The sequence below is a fragment of the Bacillus sp. FSL M7-0003 genome (assembly GCF_038628485.1).
Classification (GTDB): Bacteria; Bacillota; Bacilli; order Bacillales; family Bacillaceae; genus Bacillus; species Bacillus safensis.
Genome location: NZ_CP152024.1, coordinates 2,305,633 through 2,331,543, shown reverse-complemented (window position 1 = coordinate 2,331,543; position 25,911 = coordinate 2,305,633). Strand labels below are relative to the sequence as shown.

Below are 25,911 nucleotides of genomic sequence, written 5' to 3'. Positions count from 1 at the left end.
CTAGCTCGCTCATAGTGTAATTACTAGAAAGCGTGCTGGAGGGAGTAAATCATGAAAAAAAGACCCCGCCGTCCTCGACAGTTGGTCGTTGCGATTAATGGAACGAAAGTAGTAAAAAGCATCTTCTTATTTATTGCCTCTCTTGTTGTGGTGTTTGTGATGTCAGGGGCTTTGACCTCTTTAAAACCCGAGCTGAGGCCGCAAGCCTCGTTATATGGTGTAGCTGATGAGCTCTCTGGCGCATTTTTTGCCACATTAATGGGCATGGAAAACCAATATTTCGCCTCAGCAGTTCCAGAAGATCAAAAAGGATTTCATTTCTCTGGGCTGTCATTGAAGCTTGCAACCAGTATTAATTTAGAAGACCCGCGCAGTTTCCTAGGAAGAGAGCTCCCAGGCTTTGAACATTTTGATACAAAAATCATCTTAGCGGGTGAAGGAACAGACTATACCAATATGCCGATGGAATCGCCGCCGCCTAGTGAAGTGATCCAAGATGAAAAAGAAGCAAATTTGGCTGAGCTGGACAAGCTCGATGATGATACGCCGAAAAAGCCTGCCAAAGAACCGGACCGGTCAACAGGAAAACGAAAAGCTGTGTACATTTACCACACACATAATACGGAATCATATTTACCATTTTTAAAAGGAGAAACGAATCCAAATAATGCACGGCACTCAAAAGTGAATGTCACCCTTGTCGGCGACATGTTTGGAAAGGCGCTTGATCAGCAAGGAATCGGCAATACAGTCGACAAAACGGAAATTGAAAAAAGACTGGTGAAAAAAGGATTAAAGTATCCGCAGTCTTATAATGAATCAAGATTGGTCGTGAAAGAAGCCTTAGCGAAAAATGATGACCTCGATTATTTAATTGATATTCACCGGGACTCAAGAAGAAAGAAAGATACGACTGTCGAAATCAAAGGGAAGAAATATGCGAGAATTGCGTTTGTTGTTGGGAAGAAGAATCAAAGCTATGAGAAAAACTTAAAGCTTGCGACAGAGTTCCACCATTTGATGGAGAAAAAATATAAAGGTCTTAGTGTCGGTGTGTTTGCCAAAGGAGAAATTGGCGATAATGGAATCTATAATCAAGATTTATCCGACAAAGCCCTTCTTTTAGAATTTGGTGGAGTAGATAATAATATGGAAGAATTAAGAAATGCATCCAATGCGGCAGCTGATGTATTCAGCGACATTTTCTGGGACGCGGAAAAGGTGGACGGCAATGCAAAGGATGAGAAAAAACGCTCTTAAGGTGGTGACGGGGATGGGCTCATTTATTGGAAAAACCATTATTTTAGGATTGGTCTTGCTGTTTGGTGTCTTTTTAGGAATGCAGCAAGCGAATAATGGCATGCTGCAAATGAAGGGCTACCATGATCCGCAATTAAAAGGAGCTTTCTCCATTCAAATAAACGACAATGAAGAGAAGGAAGCTTCTATCTTAGGAACGGCTGTTACAGAAAAGGATCTTGCCGAAAAACAAAAACAGCTGGAGGAAATAGAGGGCTTTAATGCCTTTTCCAAGGCAGGAAAAGCCCTGTCTGATGGCATGACACATGCAGCCCGTTCTCTTTATGATTGGGTGAATGGGAAATAAACGAATTTCATGAGATATCACCCTTTTGATCAAAGCCGCTGACCGATAAGCGGCTTTTCTTGATTTCGATTGAATCTTTACAGCCCTATTGATATAATCTAACCTAGCGCAACCCGCGTTTTATAGTAGGAGTGATAGATTGTGACAGATAAAGAAAAACGATTAGAACGGCAATCAAGAATTCGAAATTTCTCCATTATCGCCCATATTGACCATGGGAAATCCACATTGGCGGACCGTATTTTGGAAAAAACAGCGGCGATTACTCAACGGGAAATGAAAGAACAATTGCTTGATTCCATGGATTTAGAGCGTGAACGCGGCATAACGATTAAATTAAACTCTGTCCAGCTGAAGTATAAGGCGAAGGATGGGGAAGAATATATCATGCACCTGATTGATACACCAGGGCATGTCGACTTCACCTATGAGGTATCTCGAAGCCTAGCTGCCTGTGAGGGTGCGATTCTTGTAGTAGATGCAGCACAAGGAATTGAAGCACAGACACTTGCGAACGTTTATTTAGCTCTTGATAACAACTTAGAAATTCTTCCGATTATCAACAAAATCGATCTGCCAAGTGCAGAGCCTGAGCGTGTAAGAGAAGAAATTGAAGATGTCATCGGGTTGGATGCGTCTGAAGCTGTTCTTACCTCTGCTAAGGCGGGTATTGGAATCGAGGATATTTTAGAACAAATCGTTGAAAAGGTGCCGGCTCCCGCTGGAGATCCAGAAGCACCACTTCAAGCCCTTATTTTTGATTCTCTTTACGATGCGTATCGCGGCGTTATTGCTTACATACGAATTGTCGAAGGAACCGTCAGACCGGGTCAGAAAATTAAAATGATGGCGACGGGGAAAGAATTTGAAGTACTTGAAGTTGGCGTTTTCACACCAAAAGCCATGCCAACAGACGAACTCACCGTTGGAGATGTTGGCTACTTAACCGCTGCGATTAAAAATGTCGGTGATACACGTGTAGGGGATACGATTACAAGCGCGGAAAACCCTGCGAAAGAAGCACTGCCGGGATACAGAAAGCTAAACCCAATGGTATACTGTGGACTTTATCCAATTGATACAGCGAAATACAACGACTTACGTGAAGCGTTAGAAAAGCTTGAATTAAATGATTCTTCACTTCAATATGAGGCAGAGACATCCCAAGCACTTGGCTTCGGTTTCCGCTGCGGCTTCCTTGGAATGCTTCATATGGAAATCATCCAGGAACGGATTGAACGTGAATTTAAAATTGATCTGATTACGACAGCGCCAAGTGTTATTTATGATGTATATATGACAGATGGAGAAAAAATTGTCGTAGATAACCCGTCCAATCTGCCTGATCCGCAAAAGATTGAGCGAATTGAAGAACCGTATGTAAAAGCAACAATGATGGTGCCGAATGATTATGTAGGCTCTGTGATGGAGCTTTGCCAAGGAAAGCGCGGGAATTTCATTGATATGCAATATCTTGATGCGAACCGCGTGAGCATTGTGTACGAAATTCCTTTGGCAGAGATCGTATACGAATTCTTTGATCAGCTTAAGTCCAACACAAAAGGCTATGCGTCCTTTGATTATGAGCTGATTGGCTATCGTCCTTCGACGCTGGTGAAGATGGATATCATGCTGAATGGCGAAAAAATCGATGCCCTTTCCTTTATTGTTCACCGCGATTATGCATATGAACGAGGCAAGATCATCGTAGAAAAGCTAAAAGAACTGATTCCACGCCAGCACTTTGAAGTGCCGGTTCAAGCAGCGATCGGTCAAAAAATCGTTGCTCGTTCCACCATTAAAGCGATGCGTAAAAACGTACTTGCTAAATGTTATGGTGGAGACATTTCCCGGAAAAGAAAGCTTCTTGAGAAGCAAAAAGAAGGGAAAAAGCGCATGAAGCAAGTGGGCTCTGTTGAAGTCCCGCAAGAAGCATTTATGGCTGTGCTGAAGATGGACGACAGCACACCAAAAAAATAACATCCTCAAGGCTACCTGCTTTACAATGTCTGCCTTGACGTTTATAGTCGATAACAAACAAAGACGCCGCAGCGATAAACTGCGGCTCTTTACCTGTAAAGAAGGTGTCATCTAATGAAAGCAGCATACATTCACATTCCATTTTGTGAGCATATTTGCCACTATTGTGATTTCAATAAATTTTTCATCAAAACGCAGCCAGTCGACGAATACTTAGCGGCTCTTGAGAAAGAGATGCAGCACACGATCGAGCAAAAAGGCGAGCAGGAACTAAAGACAATTTTTATTGGCGGGGGAACTCCGACATCACTGACTGTCAGTCAGCTAGACAAGCTCATGAACAGCATTCACAGCGTATTAAAGCCGACAAAAAATCTGATTGAATTTGCAGTAGAAGCAAACCCAGATGAATTATCGCTTGAGAAACTGCATGTGCTTAAAGCAGCCGGCGTGAATCGGCTGAGCTTTGGCGTTCAAACTTTTGAAGACGATTTACTCAAGAAAATTGGACGAGTTCATCAAAAGAAGGATGTCCTTACATCCTTTGAGCGAGCTAGAGCGGTTGGATTTGACAATATTAGCCTCGATCTCATGTTTGGCTTGCCGCATCAAGAAAAGCATCATGTGATGAATTCACTTGAGACGGCTTTCTCGCTGGGGGCAGAGCATTATTCGGTTTACTCACTCATCGTCGAGCCGAAAACCGTTTTTTATAACTTAATGCAAAAAGGAAAACTTCATTTACCGCCGCAAGAACGTGAGGCTGAAATGTATGAGCTTGTGATGGATGAAATGGAGCGCCATGGATTAAAGCAGTACGAAATTAGCAACTACGCCAAACCTGGCTTTGAAAGCCAGCATAACCTGACCTATTGGAGCAATGAAGATTACTTCGGTTTTGGTGCAGGCGCACACGGGTATGTAGATGGCATCCGAAATGTGAACGCAGGGCCGGTGAAACATTATTTGGAGCTGATTGACCAAACAGGGTTTCCGTATAAGGAAACACATCAGGTCACAAAAGCAGAGCAAATAGAAGAGGAAATGTTTTTAGGTCTTCGAAAAATCGAAGGGGTGAAAAGCGCTGATTTCCAAGCAAAATATGGTGCTGCACCAGAAGCACTTTTTTCCACTGTTCTTGAAGATTTAGAAGAAAAAGGCCTCATTGTAAAAGATGACAAGGGGATACGTTTAACAAGAAAAGGAAAATTGTTAGGCAATGAAGTATTTCAAGCGTTTCTCGGTGAGTTATAATTGACATTTTAATTTGAGTTTGGTAATTTTGTTTATACAATTAGCACTCGTTGAAAGAGAGTGCTAACAGGGGTGATGATGATGTTAACAAATCGTCAGCTTTTGATTCTGCAAGTCATCATTAATGACTTTATTCGTTCGGCGCAGCCAGTTGGATCAAGGACTCTTTCTAAAAAAGAAGACATTACATTCAGCTCTGCGACGATTAGAAACGAAATGGCTGATTTGGAGGAACTTGGTTTTATTGAAAAGACCCATTCTTCATCAGGAAGAATTCCTTCCGAAAAAGGATATCGTTATTATGTAGATCATTTGCTCTCTCCGCGAAAACTGTCGTCTAAAGAGCTTGTGCTCATCCAGTCGGCCTTTCAGGAGAAAATTTTTGAGCTGGAAAAGACAGTTCAAAAATCGGCGGAAATTTTATCAGATCTCACAAACTATACATCGATTGTGCTTGGTCCAAAGCTAAGTGAAAATCGATTAAAGCAAATTCAGCTTGTCCCTGTTCAGCCAAACAAAGCAGTGGCGATCATGATTACAGACAGCGGACATGTTGAAAACAAAACCATTACCTTCTCTGAGCATCTCGATGTCTCCGATATTGAGAAGCTGATGAATATTTTAAACAGCCGCCTAGCCGGAGTGCCGATGGATCAGCTGAAGGACAGAATGTATAAAGAAGTTGTGATGCTTCTTCGTACGCATTTAAAAGATTATGATCATATTTTAGATGCACTCGGCAATACATTTACATCGACTCAAAATGAATCAAAACTTTTCTTTGGCGGGAAGATTAATATGTTGAATCAGCCGGAGTTTCATGACATTGACCGCATCCGTTCACTCATGATGCTTATTGAGCAAAAGAATGATGTCATGCAGCTGTTTCATCCAAATCAACAAGGAATCACCATTAAAATCGGTTCAGAAAACAATTTGGAAGCGATGGAGAACTGCAGCTTAATCACAGCTACTTATTCGATTGATCAAAAATCACTCGGCTCCATTGCCGTCATTGGTCCAACCCGTATGGATTATGGCAGGGTTGTCAGTCTCTTGCATCATGTATCAAAAGACTTGTCAAACGCACTTTCCAATTTGTATGATGAGTAGGGTGATAAAAGATAGGGGCACAGCCCCTTCGTATTTTTGAATCTTTTGAGGGAGGTGAACACAATGTCAGAAGAAAAACAGACACCTGAGCAAGAAGCAGAGGTTGAAGCACAAGAAGAAGCAGTTCAAGCAGATACTGAGGAAGTAACAAATGATGAACAGTCTGCCTTCCAAGAAAAAATCGATGAATTGCAGCAGCTTCTAGATGAAAAAGAAAACAAAATTCTGCGTGTTCAAGCAGATTTTGAAAACTATAAACGCCGTGCTCGAACTGAAGTGGAGACCGTGCAAAAATATCGTTCTCAACATGTTGTCAGTGATCTTCTCCCAGCTCTTGATAACTTTGAAAGAGCGCTTGGAATTGATCCAGACAATGAGCAGACGAAAAGTTTGTTAGAAGGAATGCAAATGGTTTACCGCCAGCTGGTAGAAGCGTTGAAAAATGAAGGCGTTGAACCAATTGAAGCTGTCGGCAAAGAGTTCGATCCAAACCTTCATCAAGCCGTCATGCAAGTTGAAGATGAAAACTACGATTCAAATATCGTTGTAGAAGAATTGCAAAAGGGCTATAAACTCAAAGACCGAGTTATTCGTCCATCAATGGTAAAAGTAAATCAATAACTACATAATGGGAGGTCATCGAATATGAGTAAAATCATTGGGATTGACTTAGGAACAACAAACTCATGTGTTGCAGTACTTGAAGGCGGCGAGCCAAAAGTCATTGCTAACGCTGAAGGAGCACGTACAACACCATCTGTTGTCGCTTTTAAAAACGGAGAGCGCCAAGTGGGTGAAGTAGCAAAACGTCAATCAATTACAAACCCGAACACGATCATGTCTGTTAAAAGACATATGGGTACTGATTATAAAGTAGAAGTTGAAGGCAAGAACTATACACCGCAGGAAATCTCTGCGATTATTCTTCAGCACCTTAAATCTTACGCTGAAGGCTATCTTGGCGAAGAAGTAACAAAAGCTGTTATCACAGTTCCTGCTTACTTCAACGATGCAGAACGTCAAGCAACGAAAGATGCTGGTAAAATTGCTGGTCTTGAAGTAGAACGTATCATCAACGAACCAACAGCAGCTGCACTTGCGTATGGTTTAGATAAAACAGAAGAAGATCAAACGATTCTTGTATACGACCTTGGCGGCGGTACATTTGACGTATCGATCCTTGAGCTTGGAGACGGCGTCTTTGAAGTGCGCTCAACTGCTGGGGACAACCGTCTAGGTGGAGACGATTTTGACCAAGTTATCATTGATCACCTAGTGGCTGAATTCAAAAAAGAAAATGGCATTGACCTTTCTAAAGATAAAATGGCGCTTCAGCGTTTAAAAGATGCTGCTGAAAAAGCGAAAAAAGATCTTTCTGGTGTATCTTCTACACAAATCTCACTGCCATTTATCACAGCTGGAGAAGCAGGACCTCTTCACCTTGAATTAACGTTAACACGTGCTAAATTCGAAGAGCTTTCTGCAGATCTTGTAGAGCGTACAATGACACCTGTACGTCAAGCACTGAAAGATGCTGGTTTATCTGCTAGCGAGATTGATAAAGTCATCCTTGTTGGTGGATCAACTCGTATTCCTGCAGTACAAGAAGCAATCAAAAAAGAAACAGGCAAAGAGCCTCATAAAGGTGTAAACCCTGATGAAGTAGTTGCACTTGGTGCAGCGATCCAAGGTGGAGTGATCACAGGGGATGTCAAAGACGTTGTTCTTCTTGACGTAACACCACTTTCTTTAGGAATTGAAACAATGGGCGGCGTATTCACGAAGCTGATTGAACGCAATACAACAATTCCAACAAGTAAATCTCAAGTATTCTCAACAGCTGCTGACAACCAAACAGCTGTAGATATCCATGTCCTGCAAGGTGAGCGCCCAATGGCTGCAGATAACAAAACATTAGGCCGCTTCCAATTGACTGATATCCCGCCAGCACCACGCGGCGTACCGCAAATCGAAGTATCTTTTGATATCGATAAAAACGGTATTGTCAACGTACGTGCGAAAGATATGGGTACAGGCAAAGAGCAAAACATCACAATCAAATCTTCTTCAGGTCTTTCTGATGATGAGATCGAAAAAATGGTAAAAGAAGCAGAAGAAAATGCTGAAGCAGATGCGAAGAAAAAAGAAGAAATCGAAGTGCGCAACGAAGCAGATCAATTAGTGTTTACAACTGAAAAAACATTAAAAGATCTAGAAGGCAAAATCGATGAAGAGCAAGTGAAAAAAGCAAATGACGCGAAAGATGCGCTAAAAGCTGCGATCGAAAAAGGCGAGTTTGAAGACATCAAAGCGAAAAAAGATGAGCTGCAAACAATCGTTCAAGAATTAACGACAAAGCTCTATGAAGAAGCTGCAAAACAAGCACAAGCTCAGCAAGAAGGCGCTGAAGGTGCTCAAAAAGCAGATGACAATGTAGTGGATGCAGAATACGAAGAAGTAAACGACGATCAAGAGAAAAAATAATCACCTTTACTTTTGAAAAAGACTGCTGAAACGTACTCGTCAGAAAGTCAAAGTCAGGATCTCTTGGCTTTGACTTTTTTTCTTTTCAACGATGAAAGGAATTGAAAAAGGTTAAATCAAAATGATACAATCGTATTTATGTGAGAAAATCGGGAGTGTGAAGAGATGAGTAAGCGTGATTACTATGAAGTGCTTGGCGTAAGTAAGAGCGCCTCAAAGGACGAAATCAAAAAGGCATACCGCAAGCTTTCAAAAAAGTATCACCCTGATATTAATAAAGAAGCTGGCTCAGATGAGAAATTCAAAGAAGTAAAAGAAGCCTATGAAACCCTTTCTGATGATCAAAAACGTTCGCATTATGACCAGTTCGGTCATACCGATCCTAACCAAGGCTTTGGCGGCGGCGGTTTTGGCGGGGGAGGAGACTTTGGCGGCTTCGGCGGCTTTGATGACATCTTCTCTAGTATTTTTGGCGGCGGAGCCAGAAGAAGAGATCCAAATGCACCGCGCCAAGGAGCGGATCTGCAATATACAATGACGCTTTCGTTTGAAGAAGCGGCATTTGGAAAAGAAGCAACCATTGAAATCCCTCGTGAAGAAACTTGTGAAACATGTCATGGATCAGGTGCAAAGCCTGGTACGCAGGCAAAAACCTGTTCACATTGCGGCGGCTCTGGTCAATTAAATGTTGAGCAATCCACTCCGTTTGGTAAAGTGGTCAACCGCAGAGTATGTAACTACTGCAGCGGAACAGGGAAACAAATTGACCATAAATGTTCAACATGCGGCGGATCTGGCAAAGTGCGTAAGCGTAAGAAAATTAACGTGACGATCCCTGCAGGTGTTGATGATGGCCAGCAGCTCAGAGTGTCTGGCCAAGGTGAACCAGGTGTAAATGGCGGACCTCCAGGCGATCTATTTGTTGTGTTCCATGTGCGTGCGCATGAATTCTTCGAACGTGATGGAGATGACATTTACTGCGAGATGCCGCTCACCTTTGCCCAAGCTGCACTAGGTGACGAAATTGAAGTGCCGACATTACACGGAAAAGTAAAATTAAAAGTTCCTGCTGGCACTCAAACTGGCACGAAGTTTAGACTCAAAGGAAAAGGTGTGAAAAATGTACGCGGCTACGGCCAAGGCGATCAGCATATCGTTGTACGTGTTGTCACACCGACAAATTTAACAGACAATCAAAAAGATATCATTAGAAAATTTGCTGAAGTGAGCGGAAATAAACCAGACGAACAAGAAATGAGCTTTTTCGATAAGGTAAAACGCGCATTTAAAGGCGAGTAAGACGGATAAGGAGTTGGTAGTATTGAAGTGGTCAGAAATTAGCGTCCATACAACAAATGAAGCGGTGGAACCGATCACCAATATTTTGCATGAAGCAGGTGCAAGTGGTGTCGTGATTGAGGACCCGCTTGATTTAGTCAAGGAACGTGAAAATGTATACGGTGAGATCTACCAGCTCGATCCGAATGACTATCCGGATGAAGGTGTCATTGTGAAAGCCTATCTTCCAATGAACAGCTTTTTGATGGAAACGGTAGATGAGATCAAAGAAGCCATCAACAATCTTCTTCTATACGATATTGACCTTGGACGCAATACACTGTCAATTTGTGAAGTAAATGAAGAAGAATGGGCCACCGCCTGGAAGAAATACTATCATCCTGTGAAAATCTCTGAAAAATTCACCATCGTTCCAACGTGGGAAGAATATACACCGGTTCATTCTGATGAACTGATTATTGAAATGGATCCTGGAATGGCATTTGGAACAGGTACGCATCCAACAACCGTCCTTTGCATTCAGGCGCTTGAGCGCTACGTGAAGGAAAACGATACGGTGATTGATGTTGGAACAGGCTCTGGAATTTTAAGTGTGGCAGCAGCGATGCTTGGTGCAAAGGACATTCAAGCCTTTGATCTCGACACCGTTGCGGTAGAAAGTGCGAAACAAAACATCGAATTAAATGGTGTAAGTGAACAAGTGACGGTCAAACAAAACAATTTGCTTGATGGGATTTCAGGTGAGCGTGATGTGATTGTCGCCAACATTCTGGCAGAAGTGATTTTGCGCTTTACAGATCAAGCCTATGACCTATTGAAGAAAGATGGCTATTTCATTACATCAGGCATCATTGGACAAAAGAAATTACAGGTCAAAACAGCATTAGAAGAAGCAGGTTTTGACATTGTTGAAGTGCTGTCAATGGAAGATTGGGTCAGCATTATAGCGAAAAAATAAAGCGAGTAGGTGTCAGGACACGTATGCAACGATATTTTATCGACCTCACGAAAGAAGAAGTGACGTTAAAGGGAGCCATCGTTATAAAAGGTGAAGATGTACATCATCTTTCCAATGTCATGCGGATGAAAGTAGGGCAGGAAATCCTTTGTTTAACGACAGACGGCTTTGAAGCGCTCAGTAAAATTGATACAATAACAAAGGAAGAAGTGATTTGCCACCTTGAAAGCTGGACAAATCAGAACAGAGAACTTCCGATTAGGGTGACGATTGCAAGCGGTCTTCCAAAAGGAGATAAGCTTGAGCTCATTATCCAAAAAGGCACAGAGCTTGGCGCAAGTGCTTTTATCCCGTTTCAAGCGGCTCGTTCTATTACAAAACTTGACCAAAAAAAGTCACATAAAAAACGAGAGCGCTGGGAGAAAATTGCGAAAGAAGCAGCCGAGCAGTCCTACCGGAATATCATTCCCCGTGTTTATTCAGTATCAACGTTTAAAGAGCTGACGCAATTAGCTGGTGAATTCGATAAATGTGTCGTTGCATACGAAGAATCATCGAAAGAAGGAGAGCAAAGCCGTTTTCAAACTGTGCTTCAACAGATGAAAGGCGGACAAACCTTGCTAGTGGTTTTTGGCCCTGAAGGCGGTTTGGCAGAAAAGGAGATTGAAGAGCTTGAAACGCTTGGTGCAGTCATTTGCGGGCTTGGACCACGCATTTTAAGAACAGAAACTGCTCCTTTATATGCGCTTTCTGCTATATCTTATCAAACAGAGTTATTAAGAGGTGAATCATGATGGGAACAGTAGCGTTCCATACACTTGGCTGTAAGGTCAACCACTATGAAACAGAGGCGATCTGGCAGCTGTTTAAAGAAGCTGGCTATGAAAGAAAAGAGTATGAATCAAAAGCAGACGTATATGTCATTAATACATGTACGGTCACGAATACAGGCGATAAGAAAAGCCGCCAAGTCATTAGAAGAGCCATTCGTCATAACCCGGATGGTGTCATTTGTGTAACAGGCTGCTATGCGCAAACATCACCAGCAGAAATCATGGCGATTCCTGGTGTTGATATTGTGGTTGGAACACAGGACCGACATAAATTACTAGGCTATATTGAAGAATACCGCAGAGAAAGACAGCCGATCAACGGGGTTGGCAATATCATGAAAGCACGTGTGTTTGAAGAACTTGATGTTCCTGCCTTCACAGACAGAACGCGCGCTTCATTAAAAATCCAAGAAGGCTGTAACAATTTCTGTACATTCTGCATTATTCCTTGGGCGCGCGGCCTTCTTCGTTCTCGTGATCCAGAAGAGGTCATCAATCAAGCGCAGCAGCTTGTTGATGCGGGCTATAAAGAAATTGTGCTTACAGGTATTCACACAGGCGGATACGGAGAAGACTTAAAGGATTATAACTTTGCAAAGCTTCTGAGAGAATTAGATGAACGTGTTATTGGCTTGAAACGAATCCGTATTTCATCTATTGAAGCAAGTCAAATTACAGATGAAGTGATTGAAGTGCTTGATCAGTCAGATAAAATTGTCAGACACTTACACATCCCGCTTCAATCTGGCTCAAATACTGTGCTGAAAAGAATGCGCCGTAAATATACGATGGAATTCTTTGCGGAGCGTTTAACAAAGCTGAAAAAAGCATTGCCAGGACTTGCTGTCACCTCTGATGTAATCGTTGGATTCCCTGGGGAAACAGAAGAAGAGTTCTTGGAAACGTACAATTTTGTCAAAGACCATCAATTCTCTGAGCTGCATGTATTCCCTTACAGCAAACGTACAGGTACCCCGGCTGCAAGAATGGAAGATCAAGTGGATGAGAATGTGAAAAACGAACGTGTCCACCGTTTGATCGCTCTTTCTGACCAGCTTGCGAAAGAGTATGCATCAGCATACGAAGGTGATGTGCTAGAGATTATTCCGGAAGAATCCTTCAAAGAACAAGAAGGAAACCACAATCTTTATGTTGGTTATACCGATAACTACATGAAAGTTGTTTTTGAAGGGACAGAGGACATGATCGGCCGTCTGGTCAAAGTGAAAATTACGAAAGCGGGCTATCCTTATAACGAAGGACAATTCGTTCGCATCAGCGATGATGTGCAGCCAGACAAAGTGAGAATGACCTCATAATAGATAAAAAACCGGCAGCCAAAAGGGCAAGCCGGTTTCTTTTATTTTGACTGATTCGGCATGAGACACAAGATCAATCCGTGAAAAGGTCGAATGAACGGAAAGAAGAGGAGAGAGCTTGCCACATTAAACAGCAGGCTGAAATGCGCAATCTGCTGGGCAGGAGAACTTGCGAGAAGGGCGACAACCTCTGTGATCAGGGCGAGAAACGGCAGGCATAAAAGAACCCCAAGCACATTAAACACGACGTGTGCATAAGCCGTTTGACGTGCTGCGTAGCCGCCGGATATCGCAGCCATCACAGCCGTAATACATGTCCCAATATTGGACCCCAACACAAAGCTGATACCTTCCTGAAGTGCCACAGTTCCCTCATTCATAAATCCCATTAAAATACCGATACAGACTGAGCTCGAATGAACTATTGCTGTGAAAATGGTACCCGAAAGCAGCGCTGTCCAGTCTGAATGCTGCATCATTTCAAGAAAACGCAATGTCTCAGGCTGGCTTGTCATCATCCCTGCAATTTTCGAAAAGCCTTGTATGCAAAAAAAGATCATCCCGAGCCCAAATAAACTTTTACCTGCATGTCTAAAAGATGTCCTGCCAAAAAGGATAAATACAAGACCGGCTATGATCAAAACCCACATGAACACGTCCATTTTAATGGCGATAAATTCTGTCGTAAACGTGGAGCCGATATTGGTTCCAAGAATCATTGGGATCGATTTTTTAAAAGAGAGAATGCCAGTACTGACAAAGCCAATGACGATAACCATAAACGCTGAACTGCTTTGTAGAACCCCTGTAAACACAATGCTGACCAAGAATGCTTTGACCGGGTGATCTGTAAAGAGAAGAAGTGATTTCTCAATACGAGACGAAGCAAGCGCCATTAATCCTTTTCTCAGCAAGCCCATTGACCATAAAAAAATGAAAATAAGTGCACAAAAATAAATGATCGCCATCATAGAAAAGTCCTCCTCTTACCAATGAATATATGGACTTGTCTACCTGCTCATGACGAAAATATATTTCCAAATCACTTAGTTGACCTCACACTGGGCTTATATTATAATGTCTAGGTACATGTTTTGCATGTATATCTTTTTTTAATGCAGTCGATTGGTGTATTCGGAGGGAGGGAAAGAGAATGTCAAAAACGGTCGTTAGAAAAAACGAATCGCTTGAAGATGCTCTTCGTCGCTTTAAACGCAGTGTATCCAAAACTGGAACATTGCAAGAAGCAAGAAAGCGTGAATTTTATGAAAAGCCTAGCGTAAAGCGCAAGAAAAAGTCTGAAGCTGCTAGAAAACGTAAATTCTAAAGAGGGTGGATTTTATGAGTCTTCTTGAGCAATTAAATTCTGATATGAAGCTTATGATGAAAAACCGTGAGAAAGACAAGCTTGTTGTCATTCGTATGGTAAAGGCTTCGCTGCAAAATGAAGCAATTAAGCTTAAGAAAGACAGTTTGACCGGCGATGAGGAACTAACCGTCCTTTCCCGCGAGATTAAGCAACGTAAAGACTCCCTCCATGAATTTTCGAAAGCTAATCGCTTAGATTTAGTAGATAAAGTTCAAAAAGAGATTGACATATTAGACGTTTATTTACCTGAACAGCTTTCTGAAGAAGAACTGCAAACGATCGTGAAAGAAACGATTACTGAAACAGGTGCTTCCTCGAAGGCTGATATGGGTAAAGTCATGAGCGCTATTATGCCAAAAGTAAAAGGTAAAGCTGATGGAGCTGTCATTAACAGACTTGTCAGCGAGCAGCTGTCTCAATAAAAAAGTATCCTTCTATTGTTAGAAGGGTACTTTTTTTATGCCCTCGTGATTCTGTCATATAAAAATGAAACCTATGATACATTTGTAACGTATGTAAAGGAACGGTAAAATGGAAGAAAGAGAGGAGGGATCACCAAATAGATGAAAAAAATAAAAATTTCTATTGCTCTCTTCAGTTGTTTTATAATATGCTTGTTATTAGGGGTTCAATTGACCGCGAAATCAGCAGATCAGAAAGTTCATGTTATCCCAATTGAAGATACAGTAGAAAAAGGACTTTCTAAATTCATTGAACGATCGTTTGAGCAGGCAAAGTCGGAGCGGGCGAAGCATATTATTCTCGACATCAATACACCGGGTGGTGCAGTCGATGCAGCGCTTGAGATCGCAGATACGATTCGTGCTTCCGATATCCCAGTGACAGCGTTTGTCAATCATAGAGCGCTTTCAGCCGGGGCCTTCATCGCGCTAAATGCCGATCAAATTTATATGACCCCGAATGGAAAGATGGGGGCTGCTGCGATCATCGATGGAGAAGGCAATGCTGCCGATCAAAAATCTGAATCTCTATGGCTTGCTGAAATGAGTGATGCTGCCGAAAAGCAGGGGCGTGATCCGAAGTATGCTCTTGCCATGGCGGATATAGATATAGACGCAAAAGAAGCCGGTGCACCAAAAGGAGAATTGCTCACCTTCAACACAGACCGGGCGCTTAAATTCGGTTATGCAGAAGGAGAAGCAAAAAATATGGATGACTTGCTTCAGAAGCTGAAATTAAAAGATGCTTCTGTTCAATACGATGAAGTGAGCTTTGCTGAAAAGGTTGCGCGTTTTCTTACGCACCCAATTGTCATTCCAATCCTTTTATCCATTGCAAGTTTAGGGTTAGTTGTTGAACTCTATTCTCCTGGCTTTGGGGTCCCGGGCACCATGGGAGTGACAGCGCTTCTTCTATTCTTTTATGGTCATCTCGTGGCAGGTTTTGCAGGATATGAGACGTTGTTCCTGTTTTTAGCAGGGATTGCACTCATCATTTTGGAATTGTTTTTGCCAGGGGGAATCGTAGGTGTCATTGGACTGATCTGTGTCGTTGTCAGCTTATTTTTAGCAGCTGGAAGCTTTACAGAAATGGCGATTTCCATCTTGATTGCCACTGCTGTTTCAATCATAGCAGTTATTTTATTGACAAAGGTGTTGGGGAAACGTATGAAATTCTTTAAAAAGTTCATTTTAACCGATTCAACCAATAAGGAAAGCGGTTATGTCTCAAATGAAACAAGAGAAGATCTTGTTGGGCAAATCGCAGTGACAGCCACTGCACTTCGTCCATCTGGTACGATCGTACTCGGAGATGAGCGCATTGATGTAGTGTCAGAAGGTGCATTTATCGATAAAGATGAACAAGTAAAAATTGTGAAAGCGGAAGGCTCACGCATTGTCGTGAGGAAAGTATAGATATACTGATTTTAGAGGAGGAATAAAATGGATCCATCTACTTTACTATTATTTGTGATTATCGCAGCAGGTTTGATTGTTCTATCGATCTTTTTCACCTTTGTACCGGTGATGCTGTGGATTTCTGCCCTAGCGGCTGGCGTAAAAGTGAGCATTTTTACACTTGTAGGAATGAGACTGCGCCGAGTGATTCCAAACCGAGTGGTCAACCCGCTCATCAAAGCACATAAAGCAGGTCTTGATGTGACGATTAACCAGCTGGAGAGCCACTATCTTGCAGGTGGTAACGTGGACCGAGTTGTGAACGCATTAATTGCAGCTCAACGCGCGAATATCGAATTGAACTTTGCCCGCTGTGCAGCCATCGACCTAGCAGGCCGTGATGTACTTGAAGCAGTTCAAATGAGTGTAAATCCTAAAGTCATTGAAACACCATTTATCTCTGGTGTTGCGATGGACGGGATTGAAGTCAAAGCAAAAGCACGTATTACAGTTCGTGCAAACATCGACCGACTTGTCGGTGGTGCAGGGGAAGAAACAATTATTGCCCGTGTAGGTGAAGGGATTGTCTCTACAATCGGTTCATCAGATAATCATAAAAAGGTTCTTGAGAATCCTGATATGATTTCTCAAACGGTTCTTGGGAAAGGATTAGATTCAGGTACTGCATTTGAAATTCTCTCGATTGATATCGCAGATGTTGATATCGGTAAGAACATCGGGGCAATTCTGCAAACAGACCAAGCAGAAGCAGACAAAAACATTGCACAGGCGAAAGCAGAAGAACGCCGCGCAATGGCTGTTGCACAAGAACAAGAGATGCGTGCGAAAGTTGAAGAAATGCGCGCGAAAGTCGTTGAAGCAGAGGCTGAAGTACCACTTGCAATGGCTGAAGCATTACGTGAAGGCAATATTGGTGTCATGGACTACATGAACATTAAGAATATCGATGCTGATACGGATATGAGAGATTCATTTGGCAAAATGACAAAAGGTCCATCTGATAATGAAAACAAATAAGCATCCTCTCACGCTTTAAGGAGGGAGCCCATTGGACATTTTATTTGAAAATCCGCTACTAATTGCGATTATCATCGGTATCATCTCTGCCGTCTTTGGGAAGATCGGCAAACAAGAGGAGAACGAAGGGCAGAATCAGCAAAAGAAGCCCGCTCCTCAGCGTAAGCAGGTGCCCCAAAAGCAAACAAAGCAAACAAGACCAGATCCAGTCGTGACCGATCAGCTGGACGATTTCGGCGATGTGCATGATCATGGCGGGATGAAGAAAAAAACTTCTCAGTCCTTACAAGATCGCTATACGGCTACACTTGCCGAAATGGAAGAAAGAAAAAACGAGCTGAACAAAGAGTTCCAATCGCTTGAAAGAGAGCTGACAAGGCCAAAGGCTGCATCTGCTGAAATGAGGCCAAAATTCATTGAGAAGCTGAACCAAGATACAATTGTTCAAGGAATGATCCTTGGAGAAGTATTTGGAGAGCCGCGCGCGAAAAAGCCGCACAGAACGATGAAACGGCCATATAAAAGATAAAGAAGAAAGCCCCCTTTTTCATAAAGGGGGCTTTTTTTGCCTGATGACGATTTTTCTTAAAGAAAATGCTGAAAAGGCTATTTTACGGGATTCATTAGCATGATATGAACCCCTGAGGAATAGGATGATATAGAGGCTTTCTCATCAGTCTCACCATCTTTCAGTTTGATCTCATACACATGAGGTGGGAAGGGGTTCTTATTGAATGGGAAAAAGAAAAAATCGACTTAAAGCATGGCTGACAAGAACACTTGAAATCCCTCCAGACGTGATGATGGATCTTCCCCGTATTACGATGGTTGGCAGACTCCACATTTACATAGAGAACCATAAAGGGCTTTTGCTTTTCAGTGATCAAGAGGTAAGGCTGATGCTCAAACAGGGACAATGCATTATTTCAGGGAAAGATTTTGTGATTAAAACGATTTTGCCAGAAGAGATTTTATTAGAAGGGAAAATCGATGAGGTCCGTTATATTGATTCTTAACTGACGGAGGGGAGAAGCGTGAAGAATAAATGGTTCGCCTATTTTATTGGCAGAGTGGAAGTGGAGATCAAAGGAAATGGCATTGAGCGGCTCATTAATGAGTGCACGAGGCAGGGGATCACAATGTTTCAAGTGAGCCGCCGTCAAGACAGCGTGCGCTTATTTATTCGCTTATCAGATGTACATGCCTTCAGAAAGGTACGCAGACATCATGACGTGACATGTTCATTTCATCAAAAAAAGGGCTTTCCATTTCTACTCCTATGGTCAAGGAAGAATATCGGATTTACCCTTGGGATTGTATGCTTTCTAGTGACGATATTGGCGCTTTCAAACATGGTATGGAAAATTGATATTAAAGGAGCCAATCCAGAAACTGAACATCAAATGAGAAAGCATTTAGATGACATCGGGGTGCAAAAAGGACGTTTTCAGTTTCTAATGGGAACACCTGAAAAAATTCAAAAATCCCTGACAACCAATATTCCAAGCATCACATGGGTTGGCGTTGAACTAAACGGCACAACCTTTCAAATGAAAGTTGTGGAAAAAAATGAACCTGAAAAAGAAAAATACACGAGTCCTCAGCATATCGTCGCCAAGAAAAAGGCTGTCATCACGAGAATGTATGTGGAAAAAGGAGAGCCGCTTGCCGCGGTTGATGAACATGTAAAGAAAGGACAGATGCTTGTCTCTGGACTCATTGGCAGCGAAGATCAGCAAAAAACGGTAGGAGCCAAAGCGAAAATCTATGGTGAAACGTGGTATCGTTCTGAAGTTTCTGTCCCTCTTCGAACATCTTTTGACGTCTTTACGGGTAAAATGAAGACAAAGCACAAGCTCTCCGCATTTGGAGGCTCACTGCCATTTTGGGGCTTTTCTTTTAAAAAGGATGATTTTAAGCAGCCAAAAACAGAAACAGAAGTTCATCCGCTTCATTTCTTAAACATGCAGCTCCCATTCTCTTATGAAAAGGAAATTACACGCGAAAGTGAGAAAATAAATCGAGAATACACAAATAAAGAAGCGGTTCAAGCAGGGATTAAAATGGGTAAAAAAGAATTAGAAGAGAAGCTAGGTCAAACAGGAGAGGTGAAAAGTGAAAAAGTTTTGCACGAGACAACAGGGAATGGTAAAGTTAAGTTAATCATCCTTTACCAAGTAATAGAAGATATTGTTCAACCAACACCTATTGTTCAGGGAGACTAGAGAATGACAGAACATTTACTTGAGATTCAACAAAAATTGGATAGCCCAAACGAAGCGATTGCTTTATTTGGCAATCAAGATGCTTATCTGAAACTAATGGAAAACGAGCTGAACGTCTCCATTATTACGCGTGGAGAAAAAGTGTATGTTTCTGGTGAGGAAGCATCAAGAGATACAGTAAGCCGTTTGATCACATCTCTTTTACATCTCATCCGTAAAGGAATTGAGATATCTGAACGGGATGTCGTTTATGCTATTAAAATGGCGCAAAAAAACAAGCTGAATTATTTTGAAAATATGTATGAAGATGAAATTACGAAAAATGCCAAAGGAAAATCGATCAGGGTGAAAACAATCGGCCAGCGGGAATATGCTGCGGCGATGAAAAAAGATGACCTGGTCTTTGGAATTGGACCCGCTGGTACAGGGAAGACGTATTTGGCAGTCGTCAATGCGGTCCATTCACTGAAAAATGGACATGTAAAACGGATTATCCTGACAAGACCAGCTGTTGAAGCAGGAGAGAGCCTTGGCTTTTTACCAGGTGATCTAAAGGAAAAAGTAGATCCTTATTTAAGACCACTATATGATGCCCTGCATGATGTGCTTGGCAGTGATCATACGGAACGTTTAATCGAGCGCGGCGTGATTGAAATAGCGCCCCTTGCCTATATGAGAGGCCGGACGCTTGATGATGCATTTGTGATTTTAGATGAAGCGCAGAATACAACACCTGCCCAAATGAAAATGTTTTTGACGAGACTTGGGTTTGGCTCTAAAATGGTCATTACAGGAGATATTACACAGATTGATCTGCCAAAGGGCATGCAGTCAGGTCTTGCGGCTGCAAAGGACATGCTTGCAGAGATCAAGGGCATCTCATTTATTGAATTAGATCAGACAGATGTGGTCAGACACCCGCTTGTGGCGAAGATCATTGGCGCATACGAAAAGCAAAAATGAACTGAGTGACCCGATCGTCTTCATCGGGTCATTTTGTTTCGATCGTGGTTTAAAGTAAAAAAGGAGGTACTTTCCTTGAGAAAGAATCAAAAAGGCAGTAAGCGCAAAAGAATGCTGTCTAAAAAAGAACCTCAGAAAATGGAGCGCTCACGTTATTTAAATGTTTTGCTGTACGCTGGTTTAGCAGCCATTTTATTCGTGGTACTCTTCTTCCATGTAAAGCCTGAATCGCTCGACTTAGATTTATTTTCAGTGAGCGAACAGACCATCTATTCTCCGTCAACCGTTGATGATCAAGAAGCGACAGAAGAAAAGAAACAAGAAGCAACAGATCATGTAGAAGATCAATATACGCTCAAAAAAGCGTATTCTGATAATCGCGTAGACCTCATCTCATCCCTCTTTGAAGCCATTAAAGAAGAGAAGAAAGCAGCTGATGATAAAGAGAACGCGCCATCAGATCAAGAAATGGTCAAGCGTGTCAAAGAAAAGCTCACAACAGATATGCAGGAGGCTGTTTCGGATCAATCCATCAAAGCACTGCTCCAGGCAAGTGATGAAAATCTCTCATTTACTAAGGATTCCATCATCACAGTGGTGAATTCACTGATGAGTAAAGAAATCACAGCAGCGAAATTACAAGATGAGAAAAAACAAGTCAAAACAGAGCTTAAAAACAATTCAATTCCATCAAAATACTTAAATGCAGCGACAGAAATCGGTGAATTTGCGATCATTCCAAACTATGTATTTGACCCAGTGGCAACAGAAAAGAAAAGACAGGAAGCGGCTGACAATATTCAGCCTGTGCAAATTAAGCAGGGGCAAATCTTAGTTGAAGAAGGAGAGCTCATCGACCGGGAAGTTTATCGCAAATTAGAACTGACGGGTCTGTTAAACAGCTCAAATTTATTTAAGCCTGTAAGTGGTCTTCTCATATTAATTGGACTTTTCTTAGCAGCGATTATTCATTCCCTTGAATCGAGGAAAAAATCGCTTGTCCATAAGAATAAGTCATTACTGCTTTACTCGCTTATTTTCACGATTATATTAATTATCATGGAAGTGTTCAGCCTCTTCCAGGAAACGAAGTATACGACGATAGGCTATGTCGTGCCAGTGGCACTTGGCACGATGCTGATCAAGCTGCTCATTAATGAGCGGTTAGCGATCTTCTCCGGTCTTGTATTTGCTCTTTGCGGCAGTATGATGTTTAATCAAGGAGTAACCGGCGTCTTTAACTATGTGATCTGCGCTTATTATCTTGTGAGCGGGATGGCTGGTATTTTATTTTTAAGAAAACATAATGCAAGATCAAAAATATTGCAGGCCGGGCTTTTGGTGGCTTTGGTGAATGTACTTGTGGTTTTATCTATTACACTGATCCAAAACTCTTCACCATCAGGGCTTGAAATCGGTGTGAACCTCATGATGGCGATTGTGTCAGGGTTTGCATCATCTATCTTGGTCATTGGGTTAATGCCTGTTTTTGAGAGCATGTTTGGTATTCTTTCCACAATGAAACTGATTGAATTATCCAATCCAAATCATCCGCTGCTCAAAAAGATTTTAACCGAGACACCAGGTACATATCATCATAGTGTCATGGTGGCGAATTTAGCGGATGCCGCATGTGAAGCAGTCGGCGCAAATGGTCTTTTAGCAAGGGTCGGCGCTTATTATCATGACATTGGGAAAACGAAAAGACCGCAATACTTTATCGAAAACCAAATGAACATTGATAATCCGCATGACAAGCTTTCTCCTCAGCTGAGTAAAAATATTATTATTGCCCATACGACAGATGGCGCTGATATGCTGAGAGAAAAGAAGTTTCCTGAAGAACTTGTCGACATTGCCGAACAGCATCACGGGAAGTCTCTTTTAAAGTTCTTTTACTATAAGGCGAAAGAGCGTGATGATCAGGTGACAGAAGAAGAATTCCGTTACCCTGGTCCAAAGCCGCAGTCAAAAGAAGCAGCGATTATTTCTGTGGCTGACAGCGTTGAAGCGGCGGTTCGTTCCATGCATAATCCAAATCCAGAGCGGATTGAAAAGCTTGTCAAAGGCATTATTTCAGATAAAATGCAGGACGGGCAATTTAGTGAATGTGACCTCACATTTAAAGAATTAAATATTATCAGCCAAACGATTTGTACAACATTAAAGGGGATTTTCCATTCTCGGATTGAATATCCAGATGCCCCGAAGCAGAAGGTGAAGTAAATGACATTGTTAATCGATTTAATAGATGAAACAGGACAAGTATCAAAAGAGCAGCTTGAAGAAGTGGAAAAGCTTCTTCAGTTTGCTGCAGACGAACTTGAGGTCAAGGAGCAAGCGGAAGTGTCAGTGACGATCGTTTCGAATGAAGAGATTCATCAAATCAATAAAGAATACCGCGGAAAAGACGCACCAACGGATGTGATCTCCTTTGCACTTGAGGAAGAAGGAGAAGGGGAGATTGAAATCATAGGAGCGGATGATATCCCGCCTGTACTTGGTGACATTATCATTAGTGTGGATCGAACGAAAGAGCAGGCAGAGGAATATGGACATTCCTTTATGAGAGAGCTTGGATTCTTAACGATTCATGGCTTCCTCCATTTGCTCGGGTACGATCATATGACAGAGGAAGATGAAAAAGAAATGTTCGCCAAACAGACAAAAATTTTGGATGATTATGGCCTTTCGAGATCATCGTAAGAAAAGAAGGCCGCTCGCCCGTTTTTTTCGGAGTTTTTACTATGCATTTAGAGGAATATGGCGAACTTTCTTGAATGAACGGAATTTTCGATTTCACACAGTCGCAGCCATCATCGTGGTGATCTGCGGCTTTTGGTTCCGCATTGACCCATTTGAATGGCTGATCGTTCTTCTTCTTTGCGGGGGGATGTTTGCGCTTGAACTTGTCAATACAGCCATTGAACATACAGTGGATCTGATGACAGAAGAAAGACACCCGCTTGCAGAGAGAGCGAAGGACGCTGCGGCAGGCGCTGTTTGCGTTTACGCCGCGATTTCGGTTATGATTGGGTTGATCATCTTCTTACCGAAGATCATGCAATAGAACAATATTACTATTTATTAACATTTTTAGAAATGGGCGTGAAAATGTCACGTGAATTATGTAAAATATAAATGTGACAGTGGTACCATTTCTTCTGAAAGTGGGAACTAGGAATGAACAAACAAGAATTGATTTCAGAAGCAATCAAAGCAAGAGATTTTGCATATGTACCCTATTCTAAATTCAAAGTCGGTGCAGCATTACTGTCGAATGATGGAAAAGTGTATGGCGGCTGCAACATTGAAAATGCAGCATATGGTATGTGTAATTGTGCGGAAAGAACAGCACTTTTTAAAGCCTATTCAGAAGGCATTACATCTTTTCAAATGTTAGCAGTGGTGGCTGATACAGACCGGCCTGTTTCGCCGTGCGGCGCATGCAGACAGGTCATTTCAGAGCTATGTGCACCTGATATGCCAGTGATTCTAACGAACTTAAAAGGCCATATATACGAAACAACAGTAAACGAACTATTGCCAGGCGCATTTTCACCGGAGGATTTAAATGACTAACGAAAGCTTCAAATCAGGATTTGTATCAATTATTGGAAGACCAAATGTAGGGAAATCAACTTTTCTTAATCGTGTCATTGGACAAAAGATCGCCATCATGAGCGATAAGCCCCAAACGACGCGAAACAAAGTGCAAGGTGTTCTGACAACAAACACATCACAAACGATCTTTATCGATACACCGGGGATTCATAAACCTAAGCATAAGCTTGGTGATTTTATGATGAGGGTGGCTCAAAATACACTGAAGGAAGTCGACCTGATCTTGTTTATGATCAACGCACAGGAAGGCTATGGCAAAGGTGATGAATTCATCATTGAACGACTAAAGCAAACATCTACACCGGTGTTCCTAGTCGTCAATAAAATTGACCAAATTCATCCAGATGAACTGTTCCTTTTAATTGATGAATACCGCACACGTTATCCATTCAAGGAAATTGTGCCCATTTCAGCTCTTGAAGGAAACAATATCGACACGCTTCTTCAGCAGATTGAAGGTTATCTTCCAGAGGGCCCTCAATTTTATCCGGCAGATCAAGTAACAGATCATCCAGAACGGTTTATTATTTCTGAATTAATTCGTGAAAAAGTGCTGCATTTAACGAGAGAAGAGATTCCGCACAGTATTGCGGTTGCGATTGAATCGATTAAGCCAGATGAAAATGGCAAGATCCATGTCGCGGCGACCATTGTCGTAGAACGTGATTCGCAAAAAGGGATCGTCATTGGTAAACGAGGCAGCTTGTTAAAAGAAGTGGGACAAAAAGCGCGCAGAGACATTGAAGCACTTCTAGGCTCAAAAGTGTATTTAGAGCTTTGGGTCAAAGTTCAGAAGGACTGGCGTAATAAATCCACTCACCTGCGTGACTTCGGATTTAGAGAAGACGAATATTAAAAAATCGCTGCATTTGTCAGCAAATATGACAATGGTGCGGTTCGATTAGTAAAAATTGTTTATCATGAAATGGAGGTAGCCTGGTCAAGATAAAATTAATATGTTGGATGTAGCGTTGCTGCTTCTAATAAAGAAAGGTGGGGTTTTTATGTTGAATTTTACATGGAACGTATTTTCACAAACAGGAAGCGTTGACACGTATCTGCTTTTCAAAGAGTTAGAAAAGGAGAACCTGGAAAGACCCGATGTACTTGAAGAAGAAATAGCACGATTTGATTTTCCAATCTTATAATTCTTGACCCCCTCCAGCGCTCGGAGTGTAGACAAATGCTCATTAAAAGTGAAGGAATCGTCCTTAGAACAACAGATTATGGCGAAACAAACAAAATTGTCACGCTGCTCACTAGAGAACATGGAAAAATTGGTGTGATGGCCAGAGGCGCTAAAAAATCAAACAGCCGCCTGTCAGCCATAAGCCAGCCGTTTTTATACGGCACCTTTCTCATCCAATCATCAACAGGACTTGGAACGCTCCAGCAAGGCGAAATGATTGAAAGTATGCGGGCCATTCGGGAAGACTTATTTCTCACCGCATATGCCGCATATATGACGGAATTGATGGATAAAGGGACAGAAGAAAAAAAGCCAAACCCTTATTTGTTTGAGCTTCTGCTTCAATCTCTGCGTCATCTCAACGAAGGCACAGATGCTGATATTATTTTATTTATCGTAGAGGTCAAAATGTTATCAGTGATGGGGATGAAGCCTGAACTTGATCAATGTGTCCACTGTGGTCAAAAAGAAGGGCAGTTCCATTTCTCGATAAGAGATAACGGCTTCATTTGCCAAAATTGTTTTTCGAAAGATCCATATAAACTGCCCTTATCCCCCGCAGCTGCAAGGCTGCTCCGTTTGTTTCATTATTTTGATTTATCAAGGCTTGGTCAGGTTGATGTGAAACAGCAGACGAAACAAGAAATTCGTCAAGTGCTTGATCACTACTATGACGAATATTCCGGCCTGTATTTAAAATCAAAAAAATTCATGAATCAGATGGAATCCATGAAAAAGCTAATGGGTGACGAAAACAAAAGTTGACATCTCCCATGACTTTTTGTAAGATCATCTAAG

Annotated in this window: 27 protein-coding genes; 26 read left to right on the top strand and 1 reads right to left on the bottom strand. The window is 42.0% G+C overall.

The annotated features are described in order from the left end of the window. Positions 1-51 precede the first annotated feature (51 nt). The 11 genes from MHI23_RS11930 (at position 52) to mtaB (ending at position 12,846) form a co-directional block, all read left to right on the top strand. Entirely contained in the window at positions 52-1,260 is a 1,209-nt protein-coding gene (locus tag MHI23_RS11930; RefSeq protein ID WP_326483974.1) for a stage II sporulation protein P, read from the top strand. Positions 1,261-1,273: 13 nt separating this feature from the next. After that, complete coding sequence (locus MHI23_RS11925; RefSeq protein ID WP_034622832.1) at positions 1,274-1,606, top strand: YqxA family protein; 333 nt, start codon at positions 1,274-1,276, stop codon at positions 1,604-1,606. Between the two features lie 141 nt (positions 1,607-1,747). Further along, positions 1,748-3,586: a translation elongation factor 4 gene (lepA, locus tag MHI23_RS11920; protein WP_024423038.1), complete on the top strand. Its 1,839-nt coding sequence runs from the start codon at positions 1,748-1,750 to the stop codon at positions 3,584-3,586. Between the two features lie 114 nt (positions 3,587-3,700). After that, positions 3,701-4,840 carry a radical SAM family heme chaperone HemW gene (gene hemW, locus MHI23_RS11915; protein ID WP_024423037.1) on the top strand — a complete coding sequence of 380 codons (1,140 nt, stop codon included), beginning with the start codon at positions 3,701-3,703 and terminating at the stop codon, positions 4,838-4,840. 81 nt (positions 4,841-4,921) lie between these two features. Beyond that, positions 4,922-5,953, top strand: a complete 1,032-nt coding sequence (hrcA, locus tag MHI23_RS11910; RefSeq protein ID WP_003217350.1) for a heat-inducible transcriptional repressor HrcA — start codon at positions 4,922-4,924, stop codon at positions 5,951-5,953. 63 nt (positions 5,954-6,016) lie between these two features. Then, positions 6,017-6,574, top strand: coding sequence for a nucleotide exchange factor GrpE (gene grpE, locus MHI23_RS11905; RefSeq protein WP_024423035.1), 558 nt, complete (start codon positions 6,017-6,019; stop codon positions 6,572-6,574). Between the two features lie 24 nt (positions 6,575-6,598). Then, entirely contained in the window at positions 6,599-8,437 is a 1,839-nt protein-coding gene (gene dnaK / locus MHI23_RS11900; protein ID WP_024423034.1) for a molecular chaperone DnaK, read from the top strand. A 165-nt stretch (positions 8,438-8,602) separates the two neighbouring features. Further along, complete coding sequence (gene dnaJ / locus MHI23_RS11895) at positions 8,603-9,736, top strand: molecular chaperone DnaJ (RefSeq protein ID WP_024423033.1); 1,134 nt, start codon at positions 8,603-8,605, stop codon at positions 9,734-9,736. A 22-nt stretch (positions 9,737-9,758) separates the two neighbouring features. Then, complete coding sequence (gene prmA, locus MHI23_RS11890; RefSeq protein WP_191097531.1) at positions 9,759-10,694, top strand: 50S ribosomal protein L11 methyltransferase; 936 nt, start codon at positions 9,759-9,761, stop codon at positions 10,692-10,694. Positions 10,695-10,717: 23 nt separating this feature from the next. Beyond that, positions 10,718-11,488, top strand: coding sequence for a 16S rRNA (uracil(1498)-N(3))-methyltransferase (locus MHI23_RS11885; protein ID WP_224426893.1), 771 nt, complete (start codon positions 10,718-10,720; stop codon positions 11,486-11,488). Continuing rightward, on the top strand, positions 11,488-12,846 hold the full coding sequence (gene mtaB / locus MHI23_RS11880) for a tRNA (N(6)-L-threonylcarbamoyladenosine(37)-C(2))-methylthiotransferase MtaB (protein WP_024423030.1): 1,359 nt from the start codon (positions 11,488-11,490) through the stop codon (positions 12,844-12,846). The genes MHI23_RS11885 and mtaB overlap by 1 nt, the downstream gene beginning before the upstream one ends. 41 nt (positions 12,847-12,887) lie before the next feature. Here the strand turns inward: mtaB and MHI23_RS11875 are convergent, their stop codons facing one another. Beyond that, on the bottom strand, positions 12,888-13,817 hold the full coding sequence (locus MHI23_RS11875; protein WP_024423029.1) for a Na/Pi symporter: 930 nt from the start codon (positions 13,815-13,817) through the stop codon (positions 12,888-12,890). A gap of 182 nt (positions 13,818-13,999) precedes the next feature. Here MHI23_RS11875 and rpsU point away from each other — a divergent pair, with 182 nt between their 5' ends. The 15 genes from rpsU to recO all read left to right on the top strand — a co-directional run bounded on the left by rpsU (position 14,000) and on the right by recO (position 25,878). Continuing rightward, positions 14,000-14,173: a 30S ribosomal protein S21 gene (rpsU, locus tag MHI23_RS11870; RefSeq protein ID WP_003152957.1), complete on the top strand. Its 174-nt coding sequence runs from the start codon at positions 14,000-14,002 to the stop codon at positions 14,171-14,173. A gap of 14 nt (positions 14,174-14,187) precedes the next feature. After that, complete coding sequence (locus MHI23_RS11865; protein WP_024423028.1) at positions 14,188-14,637, top strand: GatB/YqeY domain-containing protein; 450 nt, start codon at positions 14,188-14,190, stop codon at positions 14,635-14,637. Positions 14,638-14,778: 141 nt separating this feature from the next. Then, positions 14,779-16,092: a nodulation protein NfeD gene (locus MHI23_RS11860; protein WP_039180060.1), complete on the top strand. Its 1,314-nt coding sequence runs from the start codon at positions 14,779-14,781 to the stop codon at positions 16,090-16,092. A gap of 27 nt (positions 16,093-16,119) precedes the next feature. Next, the gene (gene floA, locus MHI23_RS11855) at positions 16,120-17,112 is read left to right on the top strand and encodes a flotillin-like protein FloA (RefSeq protein WP_024423026.1); all 993 of its coding nucleotides are present in this window, start codon (positions 16,120-16,122) and stop codon (positions 17,110-17,112) included. 31 nt (positions 17,113-17,143) lie between these two features. Continuing rightward, positions 17,144-17,641 carry a hypothetical protein gene (locus MHI23_RS11850; protein ID WP_342491977.1) on the top strand — a complete coding sequence of 166 codons (498 nt, stop codon included), beginning with the start codon at positions 17,144-17,146 and terminating at the stop codon, positions 17,639-17,641. Positions 17,642-17,846: 205 nt separating this feature from the next. After that, entirely contained in the window at positions 17,847-18,128 is a 282-nt protein-coding gene (yqfC, locus tag MHI23_RS11845) for a sporulation protein YqfC (protein WP_012010618.1), read from the top strand. Between the two features lie 18 nt (positions 18,129-18,146). Then, positions 18,147-19,337, top strand: coding sequence for a sporulation protein YqfD (gene yqfD, locus MHI23_RS11840; RefSeq protein WP_024427959.1), 1,191 nt, complete (start codon positions 18,147-18,149; stop codon positions 19,335-19,337). A gap of 3 nt (positions 19,338-19,340) precedes the next feature. Continuing rightward, positions 19,341-20,300 carry a PhoH family protein gene (locus tag MHI23_RS11835; protein ID WP_024423023.1) on the top strand — a complete coding sequence of 320 codons (960 nt, stop codon included), beginning with the start codon at positions 19,341-19,343 and terminating at the stop codon, positions 20,298-20,300. A gap of 111 nt (positions 20,301-20,411) precedes the next feature. Continuing rightward, entirely contained in the window at positions 20,412-22,526 is a 2,115-nt protein-coding gene (locus MHI23_RS11830; protein ID WP_342492473.1) for an HD family phosphohydrolase, read from the top strand. Beyond that, positions 22,527-23,006 (top strand): rRNA maturation RNase YbeY, encoded by a 480-nt coding sequence (gene ybeY, locus MHI23_RS11825; protein ID WP_342491976.1) that lies wholly within the window; start codon positions 22,527-22,529, stop codon positions 23,004-23,006. It abuts the gene before it with no gap. After that, complete coding sequence (locus MHI23_RS11820; RefSeq protein ID WP_024423020.1) at positions 22,984-23,370, top strand: diacylglycerol kinase family protein; 387 nt, start codon at positions 22,984-22,986, stop codon at positions 23,368-23,370. The genes ybeY and MHI23_RS11820 overlap by 23 nt, the downstream gene beginning before the upstream one ends. Positions 23,371-23,483: 113 nt before the next feature. After that, positions 23,484-23,882: a cytidine deaminase gene (locus MHI23_RS11815; RefSeq protein WP_008356263.1), complete on the top strand. Its 399-nt coding sequence runs from the start codon at positions 23,484-23,486 to the stop codon at positions 23,880-23,882. Continuing rightward, positions 23,875-24,780 (top strand): GTPase Era, encoded by a 906-nt coding sequence (era, locus tag MHI23_RS11810; RefSeq protein ID WP_007501305.1) that lies wholly within the window; start codon positions 23,875-23,877, stop codon positions 24,778-24,780. The genes MHI23_RS11815 and era overlap by 8 nt, the downstream gene beginning before the upstream one ends. Before the next feature lie 148 nt (positions 24,781-24,928). After that, positions 24,929-25,072, top strand: a complete 144-nt coding sequence (locus MHI23_RS11805; protein ID WP_003217288.1) for a YqzL family protein — start codon at positions 24,929-24,931, stop codon at positions 25,070-25,072. A gap of 35 nt (positions 25,073-25,107) precedes the next feature. Continuing rightward, entirely contained in the window at positions 25,108-25,878 is a 771-nt protein-coding gene (gene recO / locus MHI23_RS11800) for a DNA repair protein RecO (protein ID WP_024423019.1), read from the top strand. Positions 25,879-25,911: the final 33 nt, after the last annotated feature.

Coding starts and splice junctions, on each gene's coding strand:
- MHI23_RS11830 (WP_342492473.1), top strand. CDS start 20,412: ATGCTGTCTAAAAAAGAACCTCAGAAAATGGAGCGCTCACGTTATTTA.
- MHI23_RS11815 (WP_008356263.1), top strand. CDS start 23,484: ATGAACAAACAAGAATTGATTTCAGAAGCAATCAAAGCAAGAGATTTT.
- MHI23_RS11805 (WP_003217288.1), top strand. CDS start 24,929: ATGTTGAATTTTACATGGAACGTATTTTCACAAACAGGAAGCGTTGAC.
- MHI23_RS11835 (WP_024423023.1), top strand. CDS start 19,341: ATGACAGAACATTTACTTGAGATTCAACAAAAATTGGATAGCCCAAAC.
- MHI23_RS11860 (WP_039180060.1), top strand. CDS start 14,779: ATGAAAAAAATAAAAATTTCTATTGCTCTCTTCAGTTGTTTTATAATA.
- dnaK (WP_024423034.1), top strand. CDS start 6,599: ATGAGTAAAATCATTGGGATTGACTTAGGAACAACAAACTCATGTGTT.
- MHI23_RS11885 (WP_224426893.1), top strand. CDS start 10,718: ATGCAACGATATTTTATCGACCTCACGAAAGAAGAAGTGACGTTAAAG.
- MHI23_RS11930 (WP_326483974.1), top strand. CDS start 52: ATGAAAAAAAGACCCCGCCGTCCTCGACAGTTGGTCGTTGCGATTAAT.
- era (WP_007501305.1), top strand. CDS start 23,875: ATGACTAACGAAAGCTTCAAATCAGGATTTGTATCAATTATTGGAAGA.
- MHI23_RS11865 (WP_024423028.1), top strand. CDS start 14,188: ATGAGTCTTCTTGAGCAATTAAATTCTGATATGAAGCTTATGATGAAA.
- MHI23_RS11820 (WP_024423020.1), top strand. CDS start 22,984: ATGGCCTTTCGAGATCATCGTAAGAAAAGAAGGCCGCTCGCCCGTTTT.
- yqfC (WP_012010618.1), top strand. CDS start 17,847: ATGGGAAAAAGAAAAAATCGACTTAAAGCATGGCTGACAAGAACACTT.
- ybeY (WP_342491976.1), top strand. CDS start 22,527: ATGACATTGTTAATCGATTTAATAGATGAAACAGGACAAGTATCAAAA.
- rpsU (WP_003152957.1), top strand. CDS start 14,000: ATGTCAAAAACGGTCGTTAGAAAAAACGAATCGCTTGAAGATGCTCTT.
- MHI23_RS11925 (WP_034622832.1), top strand. CDS start 1,274: ATGGGCTCATTTATTGGAAAAACCATTATTTTAGGATTGGTCTTGCTG.
- hemW (WP_024423037.1), top strand. CDS start 3,701: ATGAAAGCAGCATACATTCACATTCCATTTTGTGAGCATATTTGCCAC.
- hrcA (WP_003217350.1), top strand. CDS start 4,922: ATGTTAACAAATCGTCAGCTTTTGATTCTGCAAGTCATCATTAATGAC.
- dnaJ (WP_024423033.1), top strand. CDS start 8,603: ATGAGTAAGCGTGATTACTATGAAGTGCTTGGCGTAAGTAAGAGCGCC.
- floA (WP_024423026.1), top strand. CDS start 16,120: ATGGATCCATCTACTTTACTATTATTTGTGATTATCGCAGCAGGTTTG.
- mtaB (WP_024423030.1), top strand. CDS start 11,488: ATGGGAACAGTAGCGTTCCATACACTTGGCTGTAAGGTCAACCACTAT.
- grpE (WP_024423035.1), top strand. CDS start 6,017: ATGTCAGAAGAAAAACAGACACCTGAGCAAGAAGCAGAGGTTGAAGCA.
- recO (WP_024423019.1), top strand. CDS start 25,108: ATGCTCATTAAAAGTGAAGGAATCGTCCTTAGAACAACAGATTATGGC.
- MHI23_RS11875 (WP_024423029.1), bottom strand. CDS start 13,817: ATGATGGCGATCATTTATTTTTGTGCACTTATTTTCATTTTTTTATGG.